This is a genomic window from Actinomadura sp. 21ATH, from assembly GCF_041951345.1.
Taxonomy (GTDB): Bacteria; Actinomycetota; Actinomycetes; order Streptosporangiales; family Streptosporangiaceae; genus Spirillospora.
This window is the reverse complement of the sequence record NZ_JBGNUR010000008.1, coordinates 88805-104219: the sequence shown is the minus strand read 5'-3', so window position 1 is coordinate 104219 and position 15415 is coordinate 88805. Positions and strand designations below refer to the sequence as shown.

The 15415-nt window shown below is 77.5% G+C and carries 10 protein-coding genes and 1 pseudogene; 6 read left to right on the top strand and 5 right to left on the bottom strand.

Annotation, left to right across the window (positions count from 1 at the left end; translation table 11 throughout):
* Window positions 1–6 precede the first annotated feature (6 nt).
* Genes ACA361_RS23610 through ACA361_RS23600 form a run of 3 tightly spaced genes read left to right on the top strand, consistent with a single transcriptional unit; the run spans window position 7 to window position 3075 of the window.
* Window positions 7–963 carry an LLM class flavin-dependent oxidoreductase gene (locus tag ACA361_RS23610; RefSeq protein ID WP_375015077.1) on the top strand — a complete coding sequence of 319 codons (957 nt, stop codon included), beginning with the start codon at window positions 7–9 and terminating at the stop codon, window positions 961–963.
* Complete coding sequence (locus ACA361_RS23605; RefSeq protein ID WP_375015075.1) at window positions 953–2143, top strand: LLM class flavin-dependent oxidoreductase; 1191 nt, start codon at window positions 953–955, stop codon at window positions 2141–2143. The genes ACA361_RS23610 and ACA361_RS23605 overlap by 11 nt, the downstream gene beginning before the upstream one ends.
* Window positions 2143–3075, top strand: a complete 933-nt coding sequence (locus ACA361_RS23600) for an ABC transporter substrate-binding protein (RefSeq protein ID WP_375015073.1) — start codon at window positions 2143–2145, stop codon at window positions 3073–3075. Before ACA361_RS23605 ends, ACA361_RS23600 begins: the two co-directional genes overlap by 1 nt.
* 154 nt (window positions 3076–3229) lie before the next feature.
* On the opposite strand, the gene ACA361_RS23595 is transcribed toward ACA361_RS23600, so the two are convergent.
* On the bottom strand, window positions 3230–4192 hold the full coding sequence (locus tag ACA361_RS23595) for an anti-sigma factor RsbA family regulatory protein (RefSeq protein ID WP_375015071.1): 963 nt from the start codon (window positions 4190–4192) through the stop codon (window positions 3230–3232).
* Window positions 4189–4626, bottom strand: coding sequence for an STAS domain-containing protein (locus tag ACA361_RS23590; protein WP_375015068.1), 438 nt, complete (start codon window positions 4624–4626; stop codon window positions 4189–4191). Before ACA361_RS23590 ends, ACA361_RS23595 begins: the two co-directional genes overlap by 4 nt.
* A 259-nt stretch (window positions 4627–4885) precedes the next feature.
* On the opposite strand from ACA361_RS23590, the gene ACA361_RS23585 reads away from it, so the two are divergent.
* Window positions 4886–7621 carry a SpoIIE family protein phosphatase gene (locus tag ACA361_RS23585; protein WP_375015066.1) on the top strand — a complete coding sequence of 912 codons (2736 nt, stop codon included), beginning with the start codon at window positions 4886–4888 and terminating at the stop codon, window positions 7619–7621.
* Window positions 7622–7661: 40 nt separating this feature from the next.
* On the opposite strand, the gene ACA361_RS23580 is transcribed toward ACA361_RS23585, so the two are convergent.
* A complete protein-coding gene (locus ACA361_RS23580; RefSeq protein ID WP_375015064.1) occupies window positions 7662–11114 on the bottom strand; it encodes a hypothetical protein in 3453 nt (1150 codons plus the stop codon).
* Between the two features lie 119 nt (window positions 11115–11233).
* Here ACA361_RS23580 and ACA361_RS23575 point away from each other — a divergent pair, with 119 nt between their 5' ends.
* Entirely contained in the window at window positions 11234–11485 is a 252-nt protein-coding gene (locus ACA361_RS23575) for a DUF6343 family protein (protein WP_375015062.1), read from the top strand.
* A gap of 87 nt (window positions 11486–11572) precedes the next feature.
* Here the strand turns inward: ACA361_RS23575 and ACA361_RS23570 are convergent, their stop codons facing one another.
* On the bottom strand, window positions 11573–13417 hold the full coding sequence (locus ACA361_RS23570; RefSeq protein ID WP_375015060.1) for a transketolase: 1845 nt from the start codon (window positions 13415–13417) through the stop codon (window positions 11573–11575).
* 88 nt (window positions 13418–13505) lie between these two features.
* Window positions 13506–14360, bottom strand: coding sequence for a trypsin-like serine peptidase (locus ACA361_RS23565; RefSeq protein ID WP_375015058.1), 855 nt, complete (start codon window positions 14358–14360; stop codon window positions 13506–13508).
* On the opposite strand from ACA361_RS23565, the pseudogene ACA361_RS23560 reads away from it, so the two are divergent.
* Window positions 14359–15303: pseudogene (locus ACA361_RS23560) on the top strand (Gfo/Idh/MocA family protein); the annotation flags it as partial. The gene ACA361_RS23565 and the pseudogene ACA361_RS23560 sit on opposite strands and share 2 nt — an antisense overlap.
* Window positions 15304–15415 lie beyond the last annotated feature (112 nt).

Genomic DNA, 15415 nt, shown 5'->3' with positions numbered 1-15415 from the left:
CACAGCATGAGCGAGTCGCTTCGGTTCCACATCGTCCTGCCCTCGCGCGGCGAGGAGCGGGGGCCGGGCGCGCTGCCGCCGTTCGTGACCGATCTCCGGGGCGGCGCGTACGGGCCGTACGACCAGCTGGCGCAGATCGCCCGCGCCGCCGAGATCGCGACCTTCCACGGCGTGCTGGCGCCCTTCGACGCCGGCGGCGAGGAGTCGTTCGTGGTGGCCTCGGGCGTGCTGCGGCACAACCGCTGGCTGCGCGCGGCCGCCGGTTTCCACCCCGGGATCGCGACACCGGTGTACGCGGCGAAGGTGTCGGCGTCGCTGCAGCGGTTCTCGTCGAACCGGCTCGACTGGCGGGTGGAGGTGGACCTCGACGAGGCCACCGCCCGCGCGCAGGGCGACTTCCTCACGGGCGCCGACAGGTACGCGCGCGCCGCCGAGTTCCTGACCGTCGCCAAGGGCGTCTGGCACGAGGAGGGCTACACCTACGAGGGCCGCTACTTCCAGGTCCTCGCGGGCGGGTTCGCCGGGCCGCTCGCGGGCGGCGCCTTCCCCCGCGTCCACCTGTCGGGCACCTCGCCCGAGGCGCTGGACCTGTCGGCCCGGCACGCCGACGTGCACGTCTTCGGGCCCGCCGACGACCTCGGCGCGCTGGTCCCCGAGCTGCGCGACCGCGCCGCCGCGCTCGGCCGGGCGCCCGCGTTCGGGGTGGCGCTGCCGGTCCTGGCGCGCGAGGACGAGGAGGAGGCGCTGGCCGAGGCGCGCCGCCGCACCGCCGCCGGGGACCCGCCGGCCGGCGTCGTCGGGTCGTACGCGGCGGCGGCCGAGGCGATCCGGGAGTACGCGGCGCGCGGCGTCACCGCGTTCTTCCTGGACGCCCGGCCCCGCATCGAGGAGATCTACCGGCTCGGCGAGCAGCTGCTCCCCCTGCTCGCCGGGCCCCGGAAGGAGACCGAGCATGCCGATTGACATCTACTGGCGCGTCGGCACCCACGGCGACCAGCCGTCGCTGCGCCGCCGCCTCGCCAGCCGCGGGGACTGGGCGCCGGACGCCCCCGGCCGGATCGCGCCCGGCCTCCGGGACGGCCGCCCCGACGGCCACACCCACCTCGACCACATGGCGGACGTCGCGCGGGCGACGGAGGCGGCCGGGTTCGTCGGCGGGCTGCTGCCGTCGTTCCCGTTCACCGACGACCCGTGGGCGGCCGCCGCGAGCCTGGCCCGCGAGACCACGACGTACCGGTTCATGGTCGCCTACCAGCCCGGCTTCCTGCACCCGGTGCAGGCGGCGCGGATGTCGGCGAGCCTCCAGCGCGCCACCGGCGGGCGGCTGGTCTACAACGTCATCTCCGGCGGCGGCGGGCCCGCCCAGCTGTGGTGGGGCGACCGGGTCGACCACGACGACCGCTACGCCCGCACCTCGGAGTTCCTGGACGTCCTCAAGGGCGTGTGGGACGGCGGCCCGTTCGACCACGACGGCCGCTTCTACCGGGTCGAGGGCGCGGGCCTGCCCGCGGAGCTGGCCGGGCAGCCGTTCCCCGAGATCTACTTCTCCGGCTCCTCGCCCGCCGCGATCCGCGCCGCCGGCCGGCACGCCGACCACTACCTGTCGTGGCTGGAGCCGTTCCCCGCGCTGGCCGAGAAGTTCGACCGGGTCCGCGAGGCGAGCGCGGGCATCGGGCGCGCCCCCAGGTTCGCGGTGCGGATCGACGTGCTCGCCCGCGAGACCGAGGACGAGGCGTGGGACGAGATCCGGCGCGGCTGGCGGCACGTCGACCCGGCGCTGCTGGACGGCCCCGACGCCGCGGGCGACTCGGTCGGCTGGCTGCGCGGGCAGTCGTTCGTCGACTGGCCGGTGCGCGGCTTCCGCGAGCTGGAGGCGTCCCCGAACGTGTGGGGCGGCTTCCACCTGCTGCGCGGCGGGCCGGCGTTCGGGCTGGTCGGCTCGTACGAGCAGGTCGCCGCCCGGCTCGACGAGCTGATCGGGCTCGGCGTCGGCGCGTTCGTCCTCGCCGGCGTCCCCCATCTGGAGGAGGCGTACCGGGTCGGCGAGCGCGTGCTGCCCCTGCTGCGCGGCCGCCCCGGCACCTCCTCCTCCTCTGGCCCCTCCTCACATTCCGCACCGCTCACCGCATCGAAGGGAACCTGATGAGCGTCAAGGTCGGCTACTTCCCCAGCAACAACTCGCTCTGGGTGCTGCGGCACCGCGGCATCCTGGAGCGCACCCTGCCCGGCGTGGAATGGGTGGACCTGCGGTCGCTGCCCGCCGGCGCGCGCCCGTCGCCCGCCGAGGGGCTGCCGTCCCCGCACGGCGACCACCTCTTCGACGGCGGGTACGACTTCATCGGCACCGGCTCCACGCCGCCGGTCACCGCCCAGGCCAAGGGCCACGACATCGTGTACGTCGCCGTCTCGGACCCCCGGCACGAGAACGGCCGGCTCGTCGCCCGCGCCGGCTCCGGCATCGCCTCCCCCGCCGATCTCAAGGGCAGGAGGGTCGCGCTCGGGCACGGCTCCTGGCAGACCACGCTGCTGCTGTTCGCGCTCGACGGCGCCGGCCTCACCTGGGACGACATCGAGCCCGTCGACGCCTACGCCGGCGCCGCCGACCTCTTCCTCGGCGGCGAGGTGGACGCCTGGGTCGGCTCGTACCCGGCGCTGACCCGGGTCGAGGCGGAGGCGGAGCTCGTCACGCTGGTGGAGACCGAGGGGCTGTTCAGCCACCGCTCGCTGTGGTTCACCCGCCGCGACTTCGCCGAGCGGCACCGCGACGAGCTCGCCGCGATCGTGGCCGCGCTCCAGGAGTCCGACGCCTGGATCCGCGAGGACCCCGCCGGGGCGGCCGCGCTGTTCGCCGCCGACGATGGCGGCGACGTCGCGGCCTGGGAGAACGCCCTGCGCCGCCGCCCGTTCGGGCTCCGGCCGGTCGGCGCGGAGTTCGTCGCCGAGCAGCAGCGCGCGGCCGATCTCTTCCACGCCGCCGGCCTCATCGACCGCGAGATCGACGTGGCCGCCGCCGTGCTGCCGGAGCTGGCCGGGCTGGTCGAGCGGACCGGCCCGGCGGCCGTCCCGGCGGGCTGAGCCGGGGGTCCGGGCGCCCCGGTCAGGCGGGGCGCCCGGACATCGGGGTCGCCGCGCGGTCGCGGCCGGGCGCGGGGCTCCCGGCGCGGCCCCCTCGCGTCGCGGAGGTGGCGGGTGCCTGGCCGCCGGTCCGTCCGGCGGCCCGGTATGCGGCTCAGTCGTACGGGGCGAGGTGCACGGCCGAGCGGGGCGGGCGCCAGAACAGCCGGACGGTGCAGCCCGTTCCGGTGGAGCGGATCTCCAGCCGCTCGGTCAGCTGCCGCGCCAGCCAGATCTCGTCGCCCGCCCGGGCGGTCAGGCCCGGCGGGCGGAACCCGATGAACGGGTCGGCGACGCGGCCGCCCTCCTGGTGGAAGTCGCACACCAGGGCGCCGGGTTCGAGCCAGACGCGGACCCGCGCCGGGCCGCCCACCTGGGAGAGGTAGGTGGCGACCTCGCCGGCGGCGGTGGCGGCGTCGGCGGGCTCGGCCATCCCGAGCGCGCGGGCCCGGGCGGCGACGAAACCGCGCAGCGGCCGCAGGTCGTCGGCGAACACGAACTCCTGCGCCCCGTCGGGCGCCGGAGGCAGCGGCGCTGCGGCGTCCCGCTCGCGCGCGTACGCCACCGGGTCGGCGTAGCCGCGGCTGTCGACGCTCTTGCTCCCCTCGACCATCGACGGATGGGTGCGCCGGGCCTCGGCGAGGATGCGGCCGGGCACGACGCGGGCGTCGTACGGGCAGATCATCCACATGTCGGTGCCGGCGAGCGCCACGTTGAGCCCGGACTCCATCCGCTGCCAGGCCGCCACGTCGCGCTCCGCGCGGCCCGTCCAGACCGGCTCCGCGAGGATGCGGACCCGCCCGCCCCGCCGCCGGGCGCGGCGCCAGTAGCGGGCGAACGCCGCCACCCGCTGCGGGGGCCGGCGGCCGAAATAGGCGGATTCGGCGAATTCGGCCCCGGCCGCGCGGTCGCCGAGCGTCGCGTCGATCAATGCGATATTGGCGGCCGTGCTGGCCACCAGGACCGGGTCGCCGGCGTCGATGCCGCCCTCGACGAACGGCAGTGCCATCTCAAGGAATTCGGCGTCGGATCCGTAGATCGATCCCTGATGCAGAAGGCTTCCCGCCGGCGCGCTCATCGCGTCCCCCCATCGACCCGCGTGTCGCCGGACGGCTCGCCGGGCTCCTCCCCGCCGGGATCCTCCCCGCCGGGCTCCTCCCCGCCGGGCCCGCCGGGCCCGCCGGGCCCCGTGTCCGGCTCCGCCTCCCGGCCGCGGCCGGACGGCTCGGGGCCCATCCGGAGCTTCTCGACGTCGTCCCACCCGGCCAGCTCGATCAGCCGGCGCAGCCGGGACGGCAGCGGGGCCAGCACCAGTGTCAGCTCTCCGTCCAGCGCGTTCGCCGCGGCGGCCAGCACGCGCAGGCCGCCGAGGTCGATGTGTTGCAGCCTGCTCAGATCGACGTGCAGGTCCTGCCGTGCTCGCCCGACCGCGGTCCGCAGCACCTGGGAGAACGCCGCGCGGGTGCCGGCGTCGACCTCTCCCTCGACCCGCAGGCCGGGAGGCGCCGTCACCCGGGTGATCCGTAGCCTTCCGTCATCGAACTCAGCGCTCACTGCCCTACCTCCGCGGTTAGCATGCCATTTCCACACCCGACCCGCATGCCTTTCGGAAAAGCGCTCAAGCGCCGGTGCGATCTTTATTAGATGTCCAGAAATATCCCGATATTGCAATGGCCGCGGTTCATCGCCGAACCGGAACATGGTCCCGCGGGACGCCTTTCCGAATGCTAATCTCGCTGCTTCACCGCATGCGAAACCGCAGGTGCCACACATGCGCATGATCGACACAGGCGCCGGGCACGAACCCGGCGCGCCATCCGGACCGTCCCCCGAGCGGCCCCCCGGCCGCCCCGCCGAGCGCACCGCAGAACGCGCCGCCGGGTGCGCCGCGCAGGAGCCCGCGGCCGAGAACCCGCAGTCCCTGCCACTCGAGGTCGGGGCCGGCGGGCGGCGCATGCTGCTCCGGCCGGAGGGCAGCCCGGTCGTCTTCTGGAGCTGCCGCCCGACCCGTCCCGCGGGCGAGGGCGCGGAGCCGGGGCACCACGTCACCGTGCTGGGGCCGGTCGAGCAGTGGGACCTGACCGGCGGCTGGTCGGCGGCGGTCCACGACGAGGACCGCGAGCGCTGCCGGGCCTCCTACCGCGACGCCGAGACCGAGCGGCGCCCGTTCGAGCTGCAGTACCGGCTGCGGCTGGCCGGCGGCGGCTACGGCTGGGTGCTCCTGCACGGGTTCCCGTGCTACGACCCGGCCGGGACGTTCGCCGGCTTCTTCGGCACCTGCGTCGACATCACCGGGTTCCGCCGCGACCAGGAGCGCCACCGGCTGCTCTCCGACGTCGCGACCGCGCTCGACACCGCGCCGTCGCTGACCGCGCGGCTGCGGCTGGCGGGCCAGCTCCTGGTGCCCGCGTTCGCCGACCTCTGCGCGATCGAGCCGCCCGGCCCGGGCAGCGCCGGGGGCCGGTCCGGGGGCCGCGCCTCCGCGGCCCGCCCGCTGGTGCTGGCCGACTCCTCCCGGCCCGCCGGCGCGGGCGCGCTCGACGAGTCCACCGTGCACTCCTGGCTCGAGGAGGCATGGAGCCGCGCCGACCCGGCCGGGCCGGCCGCGCCGGACGAGCCCGGCCCGGTGGGCCCGCGCCCCGGCCGCAACCGGGTCTCCTCGGCGCCGCTGGTGGCCGGGGGCCGGCGCATCGGCACGCTGCGGATGCGCCGCGCCGCCGGCCGGCCGCCGTTCAGCCCCGAGGACGACTACCTCGTCGAGGAGCTGGCGCGCCGGCTCGCGCTGCACCTCGACTACGCCCGGCTGCTGGGCACCGAGCGCGCCGCCCGCGCCAAGGTGGAGCGGGCGGCGGGCCGGGCGGCCCGGCTGCAGCGGCTGGCGGCGGAGCTGTCCAGCGCGCTGACCGCCGACCAGGTCGCCGCGGTCATCGCCGCCCACGCGCAGGCCGCCACCGAGATCGACGCGCGGGTCACCGTGGTCGGACTCGGCGGCGCCCCCGGCGCCGGGCTCCGCGTCATGGCCTGCACCGGCGCCGCCCACGAGCCCCCGCCTCCACCGGGCGGCGACGGCGCGTACGGGCCCCGGGCCGGCGGGCCGCCCGCCGCCGCGCCCGCCGCGCCCGCCGGCATGCCGGCCGCCGACCCGCCGCCGCCCGCGCTCGCCGCCATGATGGACAGCCCCCGCCCGTTCTGGACGGGCCGCGCGGAGCAGGGCGGCGGGGCCTGCCCGGCCTGCCCGCCGCCGGACGCGCGCGGCCTGGCCGTGCTGCTGCCGATCAGCCTGCTGGGCGAGCCGGTCGGCGCGCTGTCGATCGTGCTGCCGTCGTGGCGGGCACCGCTGGAGAGCGAGCGCGACGACCTGATCGCGATCGCCGACCTCGGCGCCCAGGCGCTGGGCCGGGCCCGCAAGTTCGATCTGGAGTCGCGGGTGGCGAGCACGCTCCAGCGCAGCGTGCTGCCCGACCGGCTGCCCGACGTCCCCGGCGTCGCCTCCACCGCCCGCTACCGGCCGGCCGCCGAGGACCGGCTCGGCGGCGACTGGTACGACCAGGTCCCGGTGCACGACGGCCGGGTCGCCGTGGCGGTGGGCGACGTGTGCGGGCACGGCATCGGCGCCGCGGCGGTGATGAGCCAGGTGCGCGCGGTGCTGTCGGCCTACCTCGCCGAGGGCCATCCGCCGGGCCGCGCGCTGCGGCTCACCTCGCTGCTGGCCGAGTCGCTGCCGGCGGAGGTGATGGTGACGGTCTGCTGCGCGGTCGTCGATCCGGCCGCCGGCACGGTCGAGTACGCCAACGCGGGCCACCCGCCGCCGCTGGTCCTGACCCCCGACGGCGAGGTGTCGTTCCTGAACGCGGCGCTGGGCCCGCCGCTGGGCGTCGGCGAGCCCGACGACCCGGTGATGACCCGGCTGGCGTTCCCGCCCGGCTCCACGCTGCTGCTCTACACCGACGGGCTGGTCGAGCGGCGCGGCGAGAGCCTCGACTCGGGGCTGGCGCGGCTGGCCGAGCGGCTGGCGGGGCCGGCCGAGCCGCTGGACCGCACCGCCGACGCCCTCCTGGCGCTGACCGCCGCGGCGTCCGAGGACGACGTCACGATCCTGCTGCTGCGCACCGATCCGGCGCCGCCCGGCCTGGAGCTGGCGCTCACCGGCGACCGCGCGGGGCTGGCGGAGCTGCGCGAGCGGCTGGGGAGCTGGCTCGCGGCGCGCGGGCTCGAGCCCGACGACGCCTTCGAGATCGTGCTGGCGTGCAGCGAGGCCGCCGCGAACTCGATCGAGCACGGCTACCGCTTCGAGCCCGGCCCGGTCCGCGTCGCGGGCGAGTGCGCGGGCGGCGCGGTCCGGCTGGTGCTGAGCGACGAGGGACGCTGGCGCGAGCCGCGCCCCTCGGACCGCGGCCGCGGGCTGCGGGTGATGCGCGAGCTGATGGACTCGGTCGAGGTCGCCCCGGGCCCCGCCGGGACCACGGTGACGATGGTGCGCAACCGCCGCGCCCCCGCGGCCGAATGAGGCGTCCGGCCGCGGGGGGCGAGGGGCGGGCCGGCCCGCCTCAGCCCGCTTCGATGTCCCAGGCGCGCCGCTGGACCGCGACGTACCGCGAGTCCCGCAGGCCGTCCAGGAGCCCGCGCCACGCCGGGGCCCAGCCGGCGGCGGGCCCGGCGACGGCGGCGAGCGCGAGCGCCAGCAGCTGGGACGACAGGTCGTCCCGCTCGCGGAGGCGCAGCACGGCCGGGAGCAGCTCGCGCGGCGGGACCGTGCAGCCGCCGCCGTACCGGCGGAAGCGCCTCGCCAGGTCCTCGCACACCTCCACGGCGAGCACCGAGTCGCCGCGGAGATGCCCGGCGATCGACAGCAGCCCGGTGGTGAGGCCCGCCGTGCGGCCGCCCGGGGTCCGCTCGGCGTCCTCGGCGCCCGGGAGGCGCGCGATCGCCAGCCGCATCGCCTCGCCGAGGTAGAGCGGGTGCGCCGCGAGCCGGTCGACGGCCCGCGCCGCCTGAGCGCGCAGGGGATCGCCGGCGCGGCCGGCGCCGCTCCCGCCGGACAGCTCGGCGGCGATCGCCTTCACCCGGCGGCGGGCCTCGGCGCTCGTCCCGGCGTTGAGGAGCCGGTCCAGGACGTCCTGGACCTCGTCGCCGACGGCGCCGGTGCGCAGCAGCGCCCGCAGCACCGGCAGGTCACGGGCGCCGGCCGGGTCGAGCGGGTCGCCGACGGCGGCGAGGACCTCCCGGAAGCCGCCCTCGTACCAGAGCACCCAGGTCGAGAACGCCCTGGCGGCGCGGGACCGCACGCCGGGCGTGCCGGCCGCGGCCAGCAGGTCCCGGACGAGCGCCGCGTAGCGGGGGCGGTGCGCCGGGGCGTAGTCCCAGGGCCGGGCCTGGAAGAGCGTGCGCAGCATGGTCTCGCCCGCGTACGGGCCGGCCGCGGCCCCGAGCGCCTCCAGCGTCCCGGGCGCCTCCGGCATGCGCCGCAGCGCGTCGGCCACCGCGACCCGGACGTCCCGGTGCAGGCCGGGGTCCGCCCAGGCCCGCAGCAGCATGCCGGCGGCGGCCGGGACGCGCTGCCGCTCGATCTGGCGGGCGGCCTGCTTGCGCACCGTCACCTTGGCGTCCGGTCCCGTCAGGGCGTCCTCCAGGACGGGGCCGAGGCGGGACGGGGGGATCCCGGCGCAGCAGCGGGCCATGGCGACGACGGCGGCGCGCGAGGCCGCGCCCCGCCCGCGGTCCAGCAGGGTCCGCAGCGCCCGGTCCGGGTCGTCGCCGTGGGAGAGGGCGTCCAGCGCCGCCTCCGCCAGGACGTTCTCCCCGCCGCCCGCCCAGGTCTCCAGGGTCCCGGACGTGCCGGGCAGCCGGCCGAGCGAGCGGACGGCCGCCAGCCGGGACGCGACGGGCAGCCGCTCGTCGGCGGCCGTGGCGCCGAGGAAGGCACGCACCCGGGCGCGCTGGGCCGGGGTCCAGCGGCCCGCTCCCCCGGCGGCGACCGCGGGCGCCCAGTCCGCCGGCGGCCCGCCGTCCAGGGCGCGGCCGAGCAGGTCCGTACGGCGCCCCGCGACCGCGTCCCACACGCGGGGGTGGGCGATCGCGGCGGGGTCGGCCTCCAGCAGCCCGACGGCGCGGGCCTCGCGGGTGCCGCGCTCGTCCGTCCACAGGTGCGCCGCCTCGCGGGCGAGGGCCTCGGGCGCCCGGACGGCCGCCGCGCGCAGGTCGTCCTGCAGCTCGCCGATCGCGTGCGCCCGGCGGCCGAGGGAGCGGGCCAGCGCCACGGCGAGGCCGAAGTCGCCCCGGTCGCGGGCGGCCCGCAGGTGCGGGCGCAGGAGCTCCAGGAGCTCCTCCTCCCGGCCGCGGCGCAGGGTCCGGTCGAACCGGTGGTCGTCGGGCCGGGGCCGCGGGCCCCGGGCCCACATGCGGCGGCGGGCGTACGGGTCGCCCGGGGGCCCGGCGGCGGCCAGCGCCTGCGCGCCGTCGCGCGCCACGAGCCGCTCGTACGTCTCCAGCGCCCACCGGTGGATGGCCGGTCCCCCGGCGTGCCGGAGGAGGCGCGCCGCCAGCGCGCGCAGCGCCCGGCGCGTGCCGGGCGAGGAGTCGCGGGCCTCCACGGAGGCGGCGGCGAGCCGGCCGAGGGGCCCGGCCGCGGCGTCGTCCAGGAGCGCGGGCGGGAGCGACGCGAGCGCGGCCAGCAGGGCCGCCCGGACGGGGTCCTGCTCGTTGACGCTCCGTGCCACGAGCGCGTCCGCGGCCTCCGCGACCACGGCGCGGTCGCGGGTGCGGGCCGCGCACTCCAGCAGGAGCGTCCGGGCCAGCACGCGGCGCCGCGGGTCCCCGGCGAACGCGGCCTCGCGGAGCGGCCCGGCGGCCTCCTCATACGGCAGGAAGGCCCGCAGCTTCAGCGGCAGCTCCGGATCGCTGTGCGGGGACCGCGAGGAGTGCCAGTTGGCGGCGTGCCAGCCGAGCATCCGGCGGGCCTCGGCCGCGGCCCGTTCCGGGGGCAGCAGCGGGAGCAGGTCGAACGCGAGCAGTTCGGTGCGGACCTCGGTGCCGCGTTCGATCACCGCGTCCAGGACGGCCTCCCTGCGCCCGGGCGGCAGCGTCTCCAGGAACGAGGCCAGCGCGCGGACGCCGGCCGGCGCCATGGCGACGGTCTCGTCCAGGGAGCAGGAGCGCAGGTAGGCCCGCCCGATCGGGCGCAGCCCCGCGTGCCGCCGCCAGGAGACGCGGCCGAGCAGCCGTCCCATCGCGGCCCGGTCCGCCGCGAGCATCGCCGCGGCGGTCGCGGGCGCGAGCCGGACCCGGTGCAGCGGCAGCGCGTGCGCGTCGAGCAGCGCCGCCACGCGCCCGGGCAGGCGTACGGCCGCGGCCTCGGCCCCCGCGCCGTGGCGGAGCCACCAGCCCAGGGGGTGCGCGACCCGCGCCAGGTCCCGTTCGGCGTGCTCCAGGACCGGTTCGGGATGGCGCCGCCCGAGGGTGCGCCAGGCGGTGACGGCGTGCGCCAGCCCGGGCAGCTCCGCGCGCACGGCCGCCGCGCCGCAGGCGGGCAGCAGCCGGGCGGCCTCGCGGTCGCCCCACCGCTCCCTGACCAGCGGCAGCAGCCGGTCGGCCAGCTCCCGCCTGCCGGAGTGCAGGAGGGTCCGGTAGAACGCGCGCCGCAGGCCGGACGGGGCGTCCTCCAGGGCGGCCGCGGCGGCGCCGTCCGGCACGGGCAGCGTCCGCACGGCCCGCAGCGCGGCGCGCCGCAGGTCCATGTCGGGCCCGGCGAGGACGGCGGTGATGTGGCGGAGTTCGCGCGCGGCCATGGCCATGTGCAGCGCGGTGCGGCGTTCGTAGGGTTCTCGCGCGACCAGCTCGCCGAGCAGCGCGGTCAGCTCCGGCGTCCCGGCCATGGCGCGGGCGCGCAGGGCCAGCTCGCGCATGCGGCGCGGGTACGGGAGGGGTTCGACGGCCGCCAGCAGCGCGTCGGCGGTGGCGGCGGGGTTCCCGGCCGGTTCCCGGACCGGCTCGATGGGGCTCAACGGCCCGGGCGGAGACCGCCCTTCCTCGTGATCATGCCGACGATGATGGCGGACGCGGGCCGATCCGGCAACCCCGGGCCGGGGTGAATCGGCGGCGGCCCAGCGGGCACAACGGCACCATGAGGCAGAAACAGCACGCGCCGCGCCGCCACCGGCAGCCGTCCGGCTCCGAGCCGCTGGCCGCCCGCAGCGCGCTGGGCCTGCGGGCGGCGCTGTCCGGGACCGCGCTGGTGCTGGCCCTGGTGGCCATGGTGTTCTTCGCCGTGGTCACCGACGGCCCCGGCACCGCGGTCGCGGCGGTGATCTGCGCCGTGGTCGCGCTGGTGGCGCTGGTGGACCTGGGCGTCATCGCCCGCCGCTCCCGCATGTGACCCGGGCCGGGCCCGGTCACCCGCGGGAGCGCCGCGGGCCCGGCGGCCGCCCTGGTCGCTCCGATCGATCTAGTCGCTCCGATCGATCTAGTCGATGGCGGCCAGGTCGACCATGTCCAGGGCCGCCGCGACGATGGCGTCGGCGTCGATCCCGGCGGCCGCCAGCTGCTCGGCGGGCGTGGCGGAGGCGGGCATCTTCCGTACGGCCAGGTGCCGGATCCTGGGAAGCGGGCGGCCGTCGTCGAAGGCGCCGCGCACGGCGTCGGCCAGGCCGCCCTCGGGCCAGTGGTCCTCGGCGACCACCAGCCGCCCGGTGGCGTCGGCGGCGTCGCGCAGCGTCCCGGCGTCCACGGGCTTGACCGAGTACAGGTCGATCACCCGGGCCGGGATGCCGGCCGCGCCGAGCCGCTCGGCGGCCGCCAGCGCCTCGTGCACGGTGACGCCGGCCGCGACCAGGGTGATCTCGTCGTGCGGCGAGGAGCGCAGCACCTTGCTGCCGCCGATCGGGAAGTCCTCGTCCGGGCCGTAGATCACCGGGGTCGCGCCGCGCCCGGTCCGCAGGTAGCGGATTCCCTCGGCGTCGGCCATGGCGGCGACGAGGCGGGCCGTCTGGTTGGCGTCGCACGGGTACAGCACCGTGCTGCCGTGCACCGCCCGCATCGCCGCCAGGTCCTCCAGGCCCATCTGGGACGGCCCGTCCTGCCCGATCGCCACGCCGGCGTGGGAGCCGACCAGGTTCAGGTCGGCGCGGCTCACGGCCGCCATCCGGACGAAGTCGTACGCGCGGGTCAGGAACGCGGCGAACGTGGAGGCGAACGGCACCCAGCCGCGGACCTGCATCCCCACGGCCGCGGCGACCAGCTGCTGCTCGGCGATGTAGAACTCGAAGAAGCGGTCCGGGTGCTCCTTGGCGAACAGGCCGGACCGGGTGGAGTCGCCGACCTCGCCGTCCAGCGCGACCACGTCGCCGCGGGCGTGGCCGACCGCGGTGAGGGCCTCGCCGTAGGCGTCGCGGGTGGCGGCCTCCTCGCCGACCCGGTAGCGCGGCGGCCGCACCGTGCCGCGCTCCAGCGGCCGGGCGCACGGCTCGGCGTCCGGGTGGCGCGGCTCCACGGTCAGCGTGCGGCGCCCGCCCAGCTCGGCGACCGCCTCGCCGGTGTCGGGGAGCGGCTTGCCGTGCTTGCCCTCCTGGTCGGCGACGGCGGCGACGCCGTGGCCCTTCTCGGTCCGGGCGATGATCGCGGTGGGCCGGCCGGCGGTGGCCGCGGCCTCGCGGTACGCGGCGTCGGCGGCCGCGACGTCGTGCCCGTCGATCTCGATGGTGTGCCAGCCGAACGCGGCCAGCCGGCGGGCGTACGCGCCGGTGTCCCAGCCGTGCCGGGTGGGGCCGCGCTGGCCGAGCCGGTTCACGTCGACGATCGCCGTCAGGTTGTCCAGGCCCTCGTACCCGGCGAGCTCGGCGGCCTCCCACATCGAGCCCTCGGCCATCTCGCTGTCGCCGCACAGCACGTACACCCGGTACGGGCCGCGGTCCAGGCGCTTGCCGGTCAGGGCGACGCCCGCCCCGATCGGCAGGCCCTGCCCCAGCGAGCCGGTGGCCACGTCGACCCATGGCAGGCGGGGGGTGGGATGGCCTTCCAGGCGGCTGCCGGCGGCGCGGAACGTCAGCAGTTCCTCGTCGGTGATCGCCCCGGCGGCGGCGTACAGGGCGTACAGCAGCGGGGAGGCGTGCCCCTTGGAGAAGATCAGGTGGTCGTTGCACGGGTTGGAGGGGGCCTCGGGGTCCCAGCGCAGGTGCTCGGCGAGCAGGACCGCCATCAGATCGGCCGCCGACATCGACGAGGTCGGATGGCCCGATCCCGCGGCGCCGGCCGCGCGGACGGCGTCCACGCGCAGCCGCTGCCCGAGTTCGCGCAGCTCGTTGTGGTCCATGCCGGGCCCCCTACCCGGCCTGGCCGCAGGAATTCCGTGCGGCCGGGCCGGGACGCGGCGGGCGTGGCGGGCGTGACGGGCCGGGGCGTCAGGGGCGCGGCAGGGCGCACTTACCGCCCAGGACCACGTCGCTCCCGCGGCCCAGGCAGCGGGCCAGCGTGTACGTCTGCTGCCCGTAGTTGACGCCCTTGCGGACGGTCACCCGGCCGTTCTCGTCGATCTCGCACGGGTTGTTGAGGGTGCAGCGGCCGCCCGCCTCGTTGCCGGTGTTGTTGACGCCGACGACGTGCCGGCTGCGGTCGTCCAGGATCGGGGAGCCGGAGGTGCCGCCGATGGTGTCGCAGCCGGGGCCGTACCGGATCGAGTCCTTCCAGGTCCAGTCGGCCTCGCGCATCCGGTGCACGAACCCGTCGATCTTGCAGGAGTAGATCTTCTTCCAGTAGCCGGAGACCACCGAGATCGGCGTTCCCGCGCGGGGGTGCGCGGGCGAGAGCTTGAGCGCGTCGGTCCGGTACCGCGACCGGATCTTGGCGTAGGTGTCGGTGAGCCGGTAGACGGCCACGTCGGTGTCCGTCATGGTCGCGTACTCGATCCGGGTGGCCTTGAGCGTCCCGAGGTTCTTGCGGCCGGTGCGGTCGAGCAGCGTGAACGTCCGGGTGGACGGCCGGTCGACGATCACCTCGCCGGCCTTGGGCATGCCGGTCTCCAGGCAGTGCCCGTTGGTGAGGACCAGCGCCGGGTCGGCGCCGGCGGAGCGCGGCCCGCGCACCAGCGAGCCGGAGCAGTTGTCCAGGGCGACGATGCCGGCGAAGTCCACCTTCGCGGCGGCGGCGGGCGGCGCGGCCGCGGGTGCGGCGGGCGCCGCCTGCGCGGTGCCGGCGGCGGTCAGCAGGGTCGCGCCGGCGGCGGTGGCGGCCGCGGCTCCGGCCAGGCGTCTGATCATGGGACTCCTCTCGGCGGTGCGGCGCTGCGCCGCGCTCGCTCTGATCATGTACACGGCCGGTCACGCGGAGCAAGCGAACCGGCCGGGCGGCCGCGGATCGGTACCCGGAAAGATCACCGGCCGCCATACGATGTCCGGTATGGCCGACAATTCGCTCCGCTGGGGGATCCTGGGCACCGGCGGCATCGCCACCGTCTTCACCGAGGACCTGCTCCGCATGGACGGGCACGAGGTGGTCGCCGCCGGCTCGCGCTCGGCCGCCACCGCCGCCGCGTTCGCCGAACGGCACGGGATCGCCCGGGCGCACGGCTCGTACGCCGAGCTCGCTGCGGACGACGGGGTCGACGTGGTCTACATCGCCACGCCGCACCCGCTGCACGCCGCGCCCGCCCGCCTGTGCCTGGAGGCCGGCCGCGCCGTCCTGGTCGAGAAGCCGCTGACCACCACCGCCGCGGACGCGGAGGCGCTGGCGGCGCTGGCGCGCGAGCGCGGGCTGTTCGCCATGGAGGGGATGTGGACCCGGTTCAGCCCCCTGGTGCGGCGGCTGCACTCGCTCGTCGGCGAGGGCGCGATCGGGGACCTGTCGGCCGTGTACGCCGACTTCTCGATCGCCCCGCCGTACGACCCGGTGCACCGGCTGTGGTCGGCCGAGCTGGCCGGCGGCGCGCTGCTGGACCTCGGCTGCTACGTGCTGTCGATCGCCTGGCCGCTGCTGGGCCCGCCGAGCACCGTGCAGGCGACGGCGGCCCCCGCGCCCACGGGCGTGGACGCCAACACCGGGATCCTGCTCGGGTACGACTCGGGCGCGCTGGCCCTGCTGCACTGCGGCCTCATGGGCGAGTCGCCGCACACGGCCACGTTCGTCGGCACCAAGGGCCGCATCGAGCTGGGGGCGCCGTTCTACCGGCCGGCGTCGCTGACGCTGACGCGTCCCGGGAGCGAGCCGGAGACGTTCACCGCGGACCTGGCGGGCCACGGCTACACCTACCAGGCCGAGGAGGTCGCCCGCTGCCTGCGGCTCGGCCTGACCGAGAGCCCGCTGCTGCCGCTGGACG

What these genes read in the sequence shown, in the direction of transcription:
- ACA361_RS23565 (WP_375015058.1), bottom strand. Translation starts at nt 14,360, where the DNA reads ATGATCAGACGCCTGGCCGGAGCCGCGGCCGCCACCGCCGCCGGCGCG.
- ACA361_RS23585 (WP_375015066.1), top strand. Translation starts at nt 4,886, where the DNA reads ATGCGCATGATCGACACAGGCGCCGGGCACGAACCCGGCGCGCCATCC.
- ACA361_RS23600 (WP_375015073.1), top strand. Translation starts at nt 2,143, where the DNA reads ATGAGCGTCAAGGTCGGCTACTTCCCCAGCAACAACTCGCTCTGGGTG.
- ACA361_RS23605 (WP_375015075.1), top strand. Translation starts at nt 953, where the DNA reads ATGCCGATTGACATCTACTGGCGCGTCGGCACCCACGGCGACCAGCCG.
- ACA361_RS23610 (WP_375015077.1), top strand. Translation starts at nt 7, where the DNA reads ATGAGCGAGTCGCTTCGGTTCCACATCGTCCTGCCCTCGCGCGGCGAG.
- ACA361_RS23595 (WP_375015071.1), bottom strand. Translation starts at nt 4,192, where the DNA reads ATGAGCGCGCCGGCGGGAAGCCTTCTGCATCAGGGATCGATCTACGGA.
- ACA361_RS23575 (WP_375015062.1), top strand. Translation starts at nt 11,234, where the DNA reads ATGAGGCAGAAACAGCACGCGCCGCGCCGCCACCGGCAGCCGTCCGGC.
- ACA361_RS23570 (WP_375015060.1), bottom strand. Translation starts at nt 13,417, where the DNA reads ATGGACCACAACGAGCTGCGCGAACTCGGGCAGCGGCTGCGCGTGGAC.